We start from the raw sequence: 12,982 nt of genomic DNA on the forward strand, positions 1-12,982 counted from the left end.
GTCGCGGACCTTCGAGCATCGGGGAGAGGTGGGGCGAAGTGACGGCTGTCGTACAGCGCAAGACCGCGTTCAATGGCGCGACCCACGCGGTCGCCCTGGTCTGCGCCTATGTCGCCGGTCTGGCCTACAGCCTGTTCCTCGCCGGCGCCACGCACAACATCCCGACGATCTGGACGGCCAACGCCGTCGCCATCGCCGCCTTCATGATCCTGAACCGGCGCCAGGCGCTGGCGTTCCTGGTCGCCACCAGCGTGCTGCACATCGTGCTGGAGCTGACGATCGGCGCGCCCTTGCGCTTCGTCCTGGTCGTCACCGTGCTGGACACGTTCCAGACGGCCGGCACCGCGATGCTGCTGCGCTGGTTGCGCGTGCCGACCAAGGTGCGCGATCCCCGTAGCCTGTTCACGGTCATCGTCGTGGCCTCGGTCCTGACGGCGATCACCTCGATCATGGTCCATGTCCTGCTGGCGCTGAGCGGCGGGCGAGCCCTGTTCCAGGGCTGGGGCGACTGGACGACGTCCAACGTGCTGGGCGTGGCCGTCATCCTGCCCGTGGTGCTGATCCTGACCGATCATCGCCACCGCGAGGGCTTCAATGTCCGCCCGACCGAGGCCGCCGCCACCCTGCTGCTGGTGATCGCCGTCTCGTCCTGGGTGTTCGTCAATGACGCCAGCCTGCAGGTGCTCTTGTTCGCGCCCGCTTTGCTGGCCGCGTTCCGAGGCGGGCCGCGCGCCGTCGCCGTGATCGTCACCACCTCGCTGGCCGTGGCCATTCCCGCGGTGCTGCATCGCACCGGCCTGGACATCAAGACCGCCCTGTCGCCGCTGCGCCACGCCCTGCTGTTCCACGTCGTGCTGTACGCCGTCAGCTTCGTGGCCGCCCTGGCCCTGAGCCGCCAGGCGCGCCTGCAGGCCCTGCTACTGCGCCGCCAGGCCGCCGCCCGCGCCGCCCAGGCCCGCGCCCAGGCCGCCAGCCAGGCCAAGTCCGACTTTTTGGCGACGATCAGCCACGAGATCCGCACCCCGCTGAACAGCATCCTGGGTTTTGCGGCCCTGGTCGCCGACGCCCCGGACCTGTCGCCCGAGAACCGCCGTCGCTTGGACCTGGTCGGCCGCGCCGGCCGCTCCCTGGCCGAGATCGTCGGCGACCTGCTGGACTTCGCCAAGGTCGAGGCCGGCCGTCTGGACCTTACCCTGACCCCCGCCTCGCCGTCGGCCCTGCTGCGTGACGCGGTAGCCATCATCGCCCCCGAGGCGGCGGCCAAGGGCTTGTACCTACGCACGCTCTGCGAGGCCTCTGGCGAGGCCGACATCGATCAGCCCCTGTCGCTGGACGAGACCCGCCTGCGCCAGGTGCTGCTGAACCTGCTGGCCAACGCCCTGAAGTTCACGTCGGAAGGCGGCGTCACCGTCAAACTCACCGCGGGGCCCGCGCTGGGCGCCTTGCGGTTCGAGGTGATCGACACCGGCATCGGCATCACGCCCGAGGTGCAGGCCCGCCTGTTCCAGCGCTTCTCCCAGGCCGACAGCTCGATCAGCCGCAGCTATGGCGGCACGGGTCTGGGCCTGGCGATCAGCCGCGCCCTGGTCACCCGCATGGGCGGCGCGATCGGCGTCGAGAGCGAGCTTGGCCAAGGCGCGCGCTTCTGGATCACCCTGACGGCCGAGCCGGCCACCCTGCCGCTGGCCTCCGACGGCCCCGCGCCGGAGACGCCCGAGCGTACGGCTCGGGTGCTGCTGGTCGACGACCATCCGATGAACCGCGAGCTGGGCAAGGCCCTGCTGACCCTGGCCGGCTGCGAGGTGATCACCGCCGACGACGGCGTCCAGGCGCTGGAGACCGTCCAGGCCGGCGACTTCGACCTCGTGCTGATGGACGTGCACATGCCGGGGATGGACGGCCTGGCCGCCACCCGCGCCATCCGCGCCCTGCCCGGCCCGATCGCGTCCATCCCGATCGTGGCGCTCAGCGCCGACGTCCTGCCCGAACAGATCGCCCGCTGCCGCGCCGCCGGCATGGACGACCACGTCGCCAAGCCCATCCGCCGCGAGGAGCTGATCGCGGCGGTCGCACGGGCCTTGCAATGCGGCGACGCCGCGCCCGCCGCGACCGCCAGCGCCTAGACCCCCGCCAACACGCGTGTCAGTTCCGCTGAACCCATCGGCCGGCTGGAGCGGAAGGCCTGGCCGGCCCAGAGCGGACTGAAGTCGCCGCGGCCGGCGGCCTCCGCGGCTTTGCGCAGCGGGGCCACCGCCGCGCCGGCGGTCGGGAACGGGGGCGCGATATCCGAGAGCGGGCCGACCTCGGCCATCAGCCTGTTGACGATGCCGCGCGCTGGGCGGCCGGTGAAGAGGTTGGTCACCGCCGTGACCTCCTCGGCCGAGGCCAAAGCCTCACGATAGACGTCCGAGATCGCGGCCTCGGGCGTCAACAGATAGGCGGTGCCGACCTGGGCGGCCTGCGCCCCTAACGCGAAGGCGGCCCGCACGCCGCGCCGGTCGGCGATGCCCCCGGCCGCGATCACCGGGACCGAGACGGCGTCGACGATCCGGGGGACCAGCGAGAAGGTCCCGACCTGCTGGCCCATGTCGTGGGTCAGAAAGTTGCCGCGATGGCCGCCGGCGTCGAAGCCCATGGCGATCACCGCATCGACGCCCCGCGCCTCCAGCCACACGGCCTCGGCCACCGTCGTCGCCGATGAGATGACCTTCGCCCCGGTTCGCCTGACCCGCTCGACCAGCTCCGGCGACGGCAGACCGAAGTGGAAGCTGACCACCTCGGGGCGATAGTCCTCGACCACCTTGGCGAAGGTCTCGTCGAACGGCGCGCGGCCCGCGGCCGGGATCGGCGGGTCGGGATCCAAGCCCTCCTCGACATAGAAGCCCCGCAGCCGCTCGCGCCACGCCGCCTGCGCGGCCGGATCGTCGTCCGGGGTCTGGTGGCTGAAGAAGTTGACGTTGATCGGCTTCTTCGTGCCGGCCCGCACCGTGTCCAGCGCCGCTCGCAGCCGCGTCTCGGAATAGAGCGCGCTGGGCAAGGAGCCGAGGCCCCCCGCGTTGCTGACGGCGACCACCATCTCCGGCGAGGTCGAGCCGGCCATCGGGGCCTGGATGATCGGCAGGTCGACGCCGAACAGGTCAAGCACGCGGTTGGAAGCGGCCATCACGGAACCTCCTCTAGACCTCGCCGGCCGCGACGCGCCGACGATATTCGGGCACGGGCATGCCGCCCCAGCCCCAGTTCTCCAGCTCGACCTCCTGGATCACCACGAAGGTCGAGTCCAGCGGCTTGCCCAGCACGTCCAGCAGCAGCTGGCTGACGCCGGCGATCAGCTTCGCCTTTTCCTCGGCGGTGACGGCCGAGCGGCCGGGGGCGGAGCCTTCACGGGTGACCTGGATATTGACCATCGGCATAACACTTCTCCCCTAGTGACCGGCGCTCTGGCCGCCGTCGACGTGCAGGATCTCACCCGTCACGAAGCCGGCGGTTTCCAGGTAGAGCACGGCCCCGACCACGTCGCGGATTTCGCCCAGGCGGCCCACCGGATGCAGGCCGGCCAGGAAGGCGTGGGTCTCGGGCGCATGCATCGGGGTCTTGATCACCCCCGGCGAGACGGCGTTGACCCGCACGCCCTTGTCGGCGAACTCGATGGCCAGCGACTTCGTGGCCGAGTTGATCCCGCCCTTGGTCAGGCTGGCCAGCACCGAGGGCACGTCGGCCAGGGCGTGGTCGGTCAGGGTGGTGGTGATGCTGACGATGTGGCCCGCGCCCTGCTTCAGCATTTCGGCCGAGGCGCGCTGGGTGATGTGGAAGAAGCCGGCCAGGTTGGTGGCGATCTTGGTCTGGAAGTCTTCTTCGGTGTAGGTCGTGAATGGCTTGGCCATGAAGATCCCGGCGTTGTTGACCAGGGTGTCGACGCGGCCGAAACGGGCCAGGGCTTCGGTGACCACGCGCTCGGCGGTGGCCGGATCGCCGATGTCGCCGGCGACGGCCAGGATGTCGGGGTCGCTGCCTTGCTTGATCGAGCGCGAGGTGGCGACCACGCGGTAGTCGCGGTCGCGATAGGCTTTGACCAGCGCTTCGCCGATGCCTTGCGAGGCTCCGGTGACGATGGCGACCTTCTGTTCGTTGCTCATGACTTGCCTCTTTGGCGTTGCCGGGGCGAAGATCGCCACCGGATGAGCAGGAATGTCGTATCGATCGATGATCGGGTGAATGGCCGCCTTTCGGCGTTCACTCTTCCTTCAAACGGTAGAATTACTCAGCACTTCGGAGTCCGCTGACAGCCTCGCGAACACGGCCCGCAGCCTCGGCGCGGCGAAGTCGAGGAAGGCCCGAACCTTGGGCGTGGCGGTCCGCCCTTGGGGCGTCATCAGGTGCACCGGTAAGGGCGCGGGCTCCGCGTCGCGCAATATGATCCGCAAGCTGCCGTCCAGCACTCGCTCGGCCACGTGATAGGTGTAGAGCCGCGTCACGCCCCGCCCCTCGACCGCTGAGGCCAGGGCCGCGCGGACGCTGTTGACCACCAGGCGCGGCTTGAAGTGCACCGCTCGGGCGATGGTCTGGCCCGGCGCGGGCGGGAACACCCAGGTGTCGTGGCCGAAATGGGTGGTGGTGACGACCTGGTGCTTGGAGAGATCCGCCGGCTCGACGATGCGCGGATGCTGGTCCAGGTAGCGCGGCGCCCCGACGATCACCCGACGCACGTCGCCGCCGACCCGCGTGGCCACCAGCGAGCTGTCCGGCAACTGGCCCACCCGCAGGGCGACGTCGAAGCCCTCCTCGACCAGGTTGGTGTGGCGGTCCAGCAGGACCAGGTTCACCGACACCGCCGGATAGGCGTCCAGATAGGCGTCGACGATCGGCCGCAACACGTCCTCGCCGCTGATCGGCGGGGCGGTGATGGTCAGCATGCCGCGCGGGGCCGAGCGCTCGCCCAGGGCCGCGAGGTCGGCCTCCTCCAGGTCGGTCAGGATGCGACGACAGGCGGCGGCGTAACGCTCACCGGCCTCCGACAGCCGCAGCGAGCGGGTCGTGCGGTGCAGGAGCTCGGCCCCGACATGCTGCTCCAGGAAGGCGATGGCCCGGCTGACGGCGGCGGGCGAGCGGTTCAGCCGGCGGCCGGCCCCGGCCAGACTGCCCTCGTCCAGCGCCGCCACGAACACCCGCATCGCTTCGATACGATCCATCCGGCCTACCGTTTCCGCAAGAGTGAGGGTCGCGGTTGGCAGCTTATCGACGCGACCCAGCGCAATCCACGCATTACGCCGAGTTCACTTCCATCGCTACAGACGTGGCGCTACACCTGTAGCGAACAGAGATCGGAACCGCTTGTGATCGACGCCCTGCCCAGACGCGAACGCGAGGTCTTCGAGACCCTGTGCCGGCTCGAGGCCGGCACGACCGCCGAGGTGCGGGGCGCGTTGTCGGATCCGCTCAGCGACAGCGCCGTCCGCACCATGCTCTCGCGCCTGGAAGCCAAGGGCCTGGTCGAGCGGGCCAGCGGCCCCGACGGCGTGCGCTTCCGCCCGGTGCAGGAGACCGAGACAGTGGCCGTCAGCGCCCTGCGCCGGGTGATCGACACCTTCTTCGCCGGCTCGGCCGCCAGCGCCGCCACCGCCCTCCTGGGCATGGGCCAGCGCCTGACGCCGCAAGAGGCCGCGGCGCTCGAAGCGATCATCGACGAAACCGTGGAGGGTAAGTCGTGACCTGGATCCTGCTGATCTCGCTGCTGGCCAAGTCCAGCCTGGTGGCCGGCGCGGGCCTGGCTTGCTCGTGCTACATGACCCGCCGGCCGGTCGAGCGCGTCGACATCCTGCGCGGAACGGTCTGCCTGCTGCTGGCCCTGCCGGCGATCATGAACATGCTGCCGCCGCTGGAACTGGCCCTGCTGCCGCCGCTGCCGGCCGAGCCGGTCGTGCTGCCGACGCCCGGCGCCGCGCCAACGCAACTCGACCCCAATCCCTGGTGGATGTCGCCCGGCGCGATCACCGGCGGCGTCTGGCTGCTGGGCGCGGCCCTGATCGGCGGCCGCCTGGCCCTGGGCCTGCGCACCCTGGAGCGCTGGACCCGCAAGGGGCAGCCGGTGACCGACCCGGCTTGGCTGGCCCCGATCGAGGACCTGCCGTTCGCCGACCGTCCCGGCCTGGTCGCCAGCGACCGTGTCGCCGGCCCGCTCAGCTGGGGCGTCGCGCCCGGCGCCATCCTGCTGGACCCGGCCACCCTGGCCGAGCCGCGCTCCGCCCCGGCCATCATGGCCCACGAGCTGGCGCACCTGCGCCGCCACGACTGGATCTTCCTGATCCTGTCGCGCCTGGCCCTGGCCATCTTCTGGTTCAACCCGCTGGTCTGGCGCCTGCACGCGGTGCTGGCCGAGCGCACCGAGGAAGCGGCCGACGCCGCCGCCGTCGGCAGCGTGGACCGCGCCCTCTACGCGCGCACCCTGGTGCGCCTGGCCGCTTCCCCCGTCCCGTTTGGAGCCACCGCCATGGCCGCCGACGCCAAGACGCTCAAGACAAGGATCGCCTGCCTGATGACCGACACGCCCGACCGCCGCCGTCCGCTGACCGTGGGCCTCACCGTCGCCGCCCTGGCGATCGTCGCCACCCCGCTGGCCGCCTTCGGTCTGAGCCGCCAGGCCGCCCCGCTGCCGCCTGTTCCCCCGGCGCCGCCGGCCGCCATCGCCGAGGTGGCTCCGCCTGCCCCGCCCGCGCCGCCAGCCCCGATGGCGGAAGCCGCGCCCCCGGCGCCGCCCGCCGCGCCGGCGCCGCCCGCGGCCCCCGCCAAGGCCTGGGACTTCGCCTTCACCTCGCACCGCCACCTGTCCGAAGCCGACATCAAGGCCATCGAGCAGGCCCGCCATCAGGCCGAGCACGCCCGCGCCGAGGCCGAGTTGGCCCGCCTGAGCGCCGAAGACATGCGCCGCATCGCCGAGGCCGCCCGCCGCGAGGTCGAGGCCCATCGCGGCGAGATCGAAGCCGCCGCCCGCATCGCCGCCCAACAGGCCCGCCTGTCGGCCGAAGACGCCCGCCGTATCGGCGAACAGGCCCGCCGAGCCGGCGAGGACGCCCGGCGCGCGGGTGAAGAGGCCCGCCGCAACGGCGAGCGGATCCGCGTTCAGGCCATGAAGCAGGCCAGCGTCGAGATGACCAAGGGCGCTGGCCAGATGCGCGCCGGCGCCCGCCAGATGCGCGAGGAAGCCGCCCGCCTGCGGGACCCCGCTTACCGCGCCAAACAGATCGCCGAAAATCGCGCCCGGGGGAACCGCGAGGTCTCCGACGAAGAACTGATCGACCTCTCCCGACGCCTCCCCGGCCAAGCCGACGACCTGGAACGCCAGGCCGAACGGCTGGCGGAAAAGGCTCGCGACATGAGCTGAAGCGAAAGACGCGCCAAACTTAGAGAGCTCCGGCTTGTACCGGAGCTCTTCGCTTATAACTTCCTGCTACTTTCCAGCAGACGCGGCGCTGGCGGAGATGAAATCCTGCGCTCTCTTCATCAGAGCAGCAGGCAGGGCCTTCTCAGATAGGCCAGCGAACGCACCCACCAAGATCGCCGTCGATCCGGACGTCATCAGGGCAGACGCCTGGAACCCTCCGATGACGACATTGGCGAGCCCCGTCGTAAAGACCAGCGCCAGCATGACCGTCAGAACTCCCGTGAAGATAAGCCGGAGCGCCGGCTCTATGCGATCCTCTTCGACGGCCACCAGATCGAAAAACCCCAGCATGGCCTTTCTGGTGGCGAACGAAACCCACGCCCCAGCCATGCAGCCGGACCACAGCAGCAAAAAGAACCTATATTTGAATATTCTCGGGGAAATCCACGAGAAGTGCTGATCAAGGATAAAGAAAGCGATCGCACTAACGATCCCCCCCACCAACGCCCACATACCCAACTTGACCATGTAAGCGTTCTTTATTTTTCCAGCCTCGCGATCAACGATCTCTGCTTGAAGACTGCCCAACGCAGCTTGAGCCGTAGAAACCGCCGGATTTTCTCCGGGAAGACCAACCTTAGCGAGCCCTAGAAGCTTGTCGAAAGACTCATTGAATTTGCTCCCATTGCCGTAGATAGACCGCAGGGCACTGAGCGTTCGTTCGATTTCATCCTTGAGCTGCTGTTGAGCTGCCGGGCACCCCTGGCGCACTACCCCGAAATAAATATCCCGGCTTCCGTTGATGTCTATTTCGTAGACGGTCCAGAAGCCTTTGATCGCCTCAGGCTTAGCAGCGCTATCCTCTAGATCGCTCAAAACGGCCTACCACATCCGCCGCAAGTATTGCCCGCAGGCCCGGTCATTCGGGTGGCGCCGGCGCTCTCATTGAACACGCTCCTATCGCCGAGCTGATCGAGCTCTCGCAACAACGCTTCTTGCGTAGGGTTGCGCGCGGGAAGCGAACGCAGTTGCTGGCGAAATGCTTCTAGTTTGGGCCCAAGAGCCATAATTCCCCCCATGAGAGCAACGACTTAGAAGCAAACTTTATAGGGGAATTCCGTTTTTACCAGACGGAATAGGACTTCGCAGGCATAAAACAAAAACGCCCCGGTCCTGCGACCGGGGCGCCTCTGTTTTGAAAAGGTGCGGAACCAGTCCGCAGCCCTCTTACGAGTCCAGGAAGCTCCGCAGCTTCCGCGACCGGCTCGGGTGCTTGAGCTTGCGCAGCGCCTTGGCTTCGATCTGGCGGATGCGTTCGCGGGTGACCGAGAACTGCTGGCCGACTTCTTCCAGGGTGTGGTCGGTGTTCATGCCGATGCCGAAGCGCATGCGCAGCACGCGTTCTTCACGCGGGGTCAGCGACGCGAGCACTCGCGTCGTGGTCTCACGAAGATTGCTCTGGATGGCCGCGTCGATCGGCAGGATGGCGTTCTTGTCCTCGATGAAGTCGCCCAGGTGGCTGTCTTCCTCGTCGCCGATCGGCGTTTCGAGCGAGATCGGCTCCTTGGCGATCTTCAGGACCTTACGGACCTTTTCCAGCGGCATGGCCAGCTTTTCGGCCAGCTCTTCCGGGGTCGGCTCGCGGCCGATCTCGTGCAGCATCTGGCGGCTGGTGCGGACGATCTTGTTGATCGTCTCGATCATGTGCACCGGGATACGGATGGTCCGGGCCTGGTCGGCGATCGAACGGGTGATCGCCTGGCGGATCCACCAGGTGGCGTAGGTCGAGAACTTGTAGCCGCGGCGATATTCGAACTTATCGACGGCCTTCATCAGGCCGATATTGCCTTCCTGGATCAGGTCCAGGAACTGCAGGCCGCGGTTGGTGTACTTCTTGGCGATCGAGATCACGAGGCGCAGGTTGGCCTCGACCATTTCCTTCTTGGCCTGACGGGCCTCGCGCTCGCCCTTCTGCACGGTCTGGACGATGCGGCGATAGTCGTCGATCGGCACGCCGGTCTCGGTGGCCAGCGCGGCGATCTCGCCACGGATGTCGACGACCGACTGGCTGTCGTTCTCGACGAACTTGGTCCAGCGCACGCCCATGCCCTTGACCTGGTCCGACCAGTTCGGGTTCAGCTCGGAGCCGAAATAGGCCTTCAGGAATTCGCCGCGGCTGATGCCGTAGCTGTCGGCCAGGCGCAGCAGGCGGCCTTCCAGACCGATCAGGCGCTTGTTGATCGCATAGAGCTGCTCGACCAGCGCCTCGATGCGGTTGTTGTTCAGCTTCAGCGTCTTCAGGTGCTGGATGATCGTCTGCGACAGGCCTTCATAGGCCTTGCGATCGGCGTCGGTCAGGTCCTCGCCCTTCAGGCGGCTGCCGACCAGCTTGTCCTGCAGCTTGCGGAAGCTTTCGAACTCGCTGGCGATGGCGTCCAGGATGGCCATGACGCCTTCGCGCAGTTCGCCTTCCATGGCGCTGACGGTCGGACCGGCGCCGTCGTCGAAATCGTCGTCGTCCTCGCCTTCGCCCTCGGGCTTGGGCTCGCCGCCGGCTTCCTGGTCGACCGGCTCGGCCGGTTCGCCGTCGTCATCCTCGGCGGCCGGCTGGGCGGCGACGCCGTTGATGGCGGCGTAGGTGCCTTCCAGGTCGATGACTTCACGCAGCAGGATGCGGCCCGTGCCCAATTCTTCGCGCCACACCATGATGGCTTCGAAGGTCAGGGCGGACTCGCACAGGCCGCGGATCATGGTGTCGCGGCCGGCCTCGATGCGCTTGGCGATGGCGATTTCGCCCTCGCGCGACAGCAGCTCGACCGAGCCCATCTCGCGCAGGTACATGCGCACGGGGTCGTCGGTGCGGTCGTAGGCGGCCGGCTTGTCGCTGGTGATGACCGTGGTGTTCTCGTCGCGGGTGGCGACTTCGCCGCCTTCCGAGCCCTCGGCGTCCTCTTCGGCCTCGACCACGTTGACGCCCATCTCGCTCAGCATGGCGAGGGTGTCTTCGATGGCGTCGGGGCTGACTTCCTCGGACGGCAGCACCTTGTTCAGCTCGTCCATCGTGACGTAGCCGCGGGCCTTCGCCTGCTTGATGAACTTCTTTACGCCAGCGTCGGTCAGGTCGAGCAGCGGGCCGTCACCACCGGTGGCTTCTGGCGCTTCCGTCTCGGCCGAGGAATTGTTGCTCATCAAGCTCTCCGAAATCGACACCGCTGGCTCTGCAAGAGCGGCGCCGAAAAAATCCGTTTCGAAAAGGCCCTGCCCGTTCGGTCGACGCTTTAGAGTCAGCGCGCTCCCAAAGATCACGTTCCCGTCAGAAGCCGCCTAAGCGCGCCCTTTCGCCATGTGCGAACGCTCCGCGGGAAACCCGGCGGAGGCCCAGAGGCGTGGGCGCGGCCTGGCGTCTTCCCTGACGGGTCGACGACCGCTGGGGACCTGGTGCGGCAAACGAGGGTGACATCCTGTTTCGGTATAGGGCGCGCGCAGCGGCGGCCCGAGTGATGTCAGTCAGTTGCTTGGCAGTTCCTTGAGTCGGCATGTGGCTTTGGGTGACGCCCGTGTCAAGATGGGACGGGGTATTCAACGCAAAGATTTGCATCCGCTAGAACTCCCCTCGCCTCTCCGTTTCCCCGGCCTTCGCGGCGAAATCGCGGGTCGGACTACTGCTGCGCCCGCCAGAACTCGAGGTTGCTGATCTGGCGTTGCAGGACCGCGATCCGGTCGCGCAGGTCGCGGGTGGCGGCCAGGCTGCCGGCGGTCACTTCCTCGCGCCGCATGCCGTCCAGGGCTCTTTCGGAGTCGGCGATCTCGATCACCGCCTCGTAGCAGGCGGCCCACAAAGCGCGAGCCTTGGCGGGATCGAAACGGGCGTCCAGGAACGGCGCGTCGGCCACGGCGATACGCTCGATCTCGGCCAGGGACTCGGAAAGACCCTTGCGGCCAAGGCGCTCGCGTAGCGGCACGTCGTCGCCGTGGTCGTCGCATAGGGCCATGAACAGCTCCTGCGACAGAGGCTTCAGACGCGGATCACCAAAGCCGACCCGCTCGATCGCTTCGTCGTACGACCGCGCCCAGCCCGGATGGTCGATGGCGGCCAGGGCGATGGCGGCGTGAAAGGGCTTGAGGCGGCCAGTGATCTGCACCCGCGCGGTGGGACGCAGGCCGGGGTCCGGCGGCTCGCGCTTGCCGTTCTTCCAGCTCCCGCCGCCATTGCGAGGCGTGAACGGCCGGTCGCGGAAACCACCGCCCCCGCCGCCATAGCCGCTCCCGTAGCCGCCGCCATCGTTCGGCGGACCAGAGCGCGAACGCTGGAACAGCTCGTCATAACGTTCGCGCAGGTCGTCCTTGTAGGCCTGGGCCAGGTCCTTGTCGGCGATGGTCGCGGCGGCCGCGCGCAGGCGCTGGCGCAGGCCGGCCTTGCGCTCGGGCGTGTCCAGCTCCTCCAGGTCCCGCTCGCGCTCGAACAGGGCCAGGACAAAGGGCTTGGTCTCGGCCAGCTGGGCTCGCAGCGCGTCCGGCCCCTGGTCGCGTAGGACGTCGTCGGGATCCTTGCCGCCGACCGGCATCGAGAAGCGGAACGAGCGGCCGGGTTTCAGCAGCGGCAGGGCGCGGTCGATCGAACGATGGGCGGCGCGCTGGCCGGCCTTGTCGCCGTCGAAGCACAGGGTGGGCTCGGGATGCAGGCGCCACAGCGCCTCCATCTGTTCCTCGGTCAGGGCCGTGCCCATGGCCGCCACGGCCGGGATATTGGCGCGCTGGCAGGCGATGACGTCCATATAGCCTTCGACCACCACCATCGGCGTGCGCTCGTTCGGCGCGGCCGATTGGTTGGCGTGAAGGAGCTTGCGGGCCTCGAACAGGCCGTACAGCACTCGGCTCTTGTGGAAGAGCCCGGTCTCGGGACCGTTCAGGTACTTGGCGCGGGCGTTCGGATCCATGGCCCGGCCGCCGAACGACACGACCTTCCCCCGGCTGTCGGTGATCGGGAAGATGATCCGGTCGCGGAAGCGGTCATAGGGCTGGCCTCCATCCTCGGGCGAGATCAGCACCCCGGCATCGACTAGGTCGCCCGGCTTGGCGCCCTTGGCGATCAGGTAGTCCTTCAGCCCCGTGCGGTTGTTGGGCGCGAAGCCGATGTGGAAGCGGCCCCACTCGCTCTCGGGCAGGCCGCGCTTTTCCAGATAGGCGCGGGCGGCCTGGCCGACGGGGCGGCGCAGCTCGGCCTCGAACCAGGCGCTGGCCAGTTCCATCCAGTCGCCTAGGGACGACCGCTTCTGTTCTTCGCGGGCGGCGTGCGGGTCGACGGCGGGCAGGCTCATGCCAGCCTCCGCCGCCAGGCGCTCGACCGCCTCGGCGAAGGTCAGGCGCTCGGTCTCCTGCAGGAAGCTGATGATGTCGCCGTGCTTGCCGCTGGAGAAGCAGTGATAGAAGCCCTTCTCGTCGTTGACGAAGAACGACGGGCTCTTCTCCTTGGTGAATGGCGACAGCCCCGCATACTCGCGCCCCTGCCGCCGCAGCTTCACCGACTTGCCGACGACATCGGACGGGCGAAGACGGGACTTCAGTTCTTCGAGGAAACGATCGTCGAAACGCATCTAGGCGGAA

The 12,982-nt window shown here is 68.3% G+C and carries 10 protein-coding genes; 3 read left to right on the forward strand and 7 right to left on the reverse strand.

What is annotated here, in order from left to right; translation table 11 throughout:
- Nucleotides 1-38 precede the first annotated feature (38 nt).
- On the forward strand, nt 39-2,123 hold the full coding sequence (locus tag ACW173_RS02475; RefSeq protein ID WP_492083315.1) for a hybrid sensor histidine kinase/response regulator: 2,085 nt from the start codon (nt 39-41) through the stop codon (nt 2,121-2,123).
- On the opposite strand, the gene ACW173_RS02480 is transcribed toward ACW173_RS02475, so the two are convergent.
- From ACW173_RS02480 to ACW173_RS02495, 4 genes are all read right to left on the reverse strand, one after another.
- Entirely contained in the window at nt 2,120-3,163 is a 1,044-nt protein-coding gene (locus ACW173_RS02480) for an NAD(P)H-dependent flavin oxidoreductase (protein WP_492083316.1), read from the reverse strand. The two genes, ACW173_RS02475 and ACW173_RS02480, sit on opposite strands and share 4 nt — an antisense overlap.
- Before the next feature lie 13 nt (nt 3,164-3,176).
- Nucleotides 3,177-3,413: a tautomerase family protein gene (locus ACW173_RS02485; protein ID WP_492083317.1), complete on the reverse strand. Its 237-nt coding sequence runs from the start codon at nt 3,411-3,413 to the stop codon at nt 3,177-3,179.
- A 12-nt stretch (nt 3,414-3,425) separates the two neighbouring features.
- Entirely contained in the window at nt 3,426-4,136 is a 711-nt protein-coding gene (locus ACW173_RS02490) for an SDR family NAD(P)-dependent oxidoreductase (protein WP_492083318.1), read from the reverse strand.
- Between the two features lie 108 nt (nt 4,137-4,244).
- Nucleotides 4,245-5,189, reverse strand: a complete 945-nt coding sequence (locus ACW173_RS02495; protein ID WP_492083319.1) for a LysR family transcriptional regulator — start codon at nt 5,187-5,189, stop codon at nt 4,245-4,247.
- Between the two features lie 144 nt (nt 5,190-5,333).
- Here ACW173_RS02495 and ACW173_RS02500 point away from each other — a divergent pair, with 144 nt between their 5' ends.
- Together ACW173_RS02500 and ACW173_RS02505 are read left to right on the forward strand one after the other, a co-directional pair.
- Entirely contained in the window at nt 5,334-5,708 is a 375-nt protein-coding gene (locus ACW173_RS02500) for a BlaI/MecI/CopY family transcriptional regulator (RefSeq protein ID WP_492083320.1), read from the forward strand.
- On the forward strand, nt 5,705-7,378 hold the full coding sequence (locus ACW173_RS02505; RefSeq protein WP_492083321.1) for a M56 family metallopeptidase: 1,674 nt from the start codon (nt 5,705-5,707) through the stop codon (nt 7,376-7,378). Before ACW173_RS02500 ends, ACW173_RS02505 begins: the two co-directional genes overlap by 4 nt.
- Nucleotides 7,379-7,444: 66 nt before the next feature.
- Here the strand turns inward: ACW173_RS02505 and ACW173_RS02510 are convergent, their stop codons facing one another.
- The 3 genes from ACW173_RS02510 to dnaG form a co-directional block, all read right to left on the reverse strand.
- Nucleotides 7,445-8,254 carry a hypothetical protein gene (locus tag ACW173_RS02510; protein ID WP_492083322.1) on the reverse strand — a complete coding sequence of 270 codons (810 nt, stop codon included), beginning with the start codon at nt 8,252-8,254 and terminating at the stop codon, nt 7,445-7,447.
- Between the two features lie 351 nt (nt 8,255-8,605).
- Complete coding sequence (gene rpoD, locus ACW173_RS02515) at nt 8,606-10,567, reverse strand: RNA polymerase sigma factor RpoD (RefSeq protein WP_492083323.1); 1,962 nt, start codon at nt 10,565-10,567, stop codon at nt 8,606-8,608.
- Between the two features lie 470 nt (nt 10,568-11,037).
- Nucleotides 11,038-12,972 (reverse strand): DNA primase, encoded by a 1,935-nt coding sequence (gene dnaG, locus ACW173_RS02520; RefSeq protein ID WP_492083324.1) that lies wholly within the window; start codon nt 12,970-12,972, stop codon nt 11,038-11,040.
- Between the last annotated feature and the right edge of the window lie 10 nt (nt 12,973-12,982).

The organism is Caulobacter sp. ALps2, from assembly GCF_058681635.1.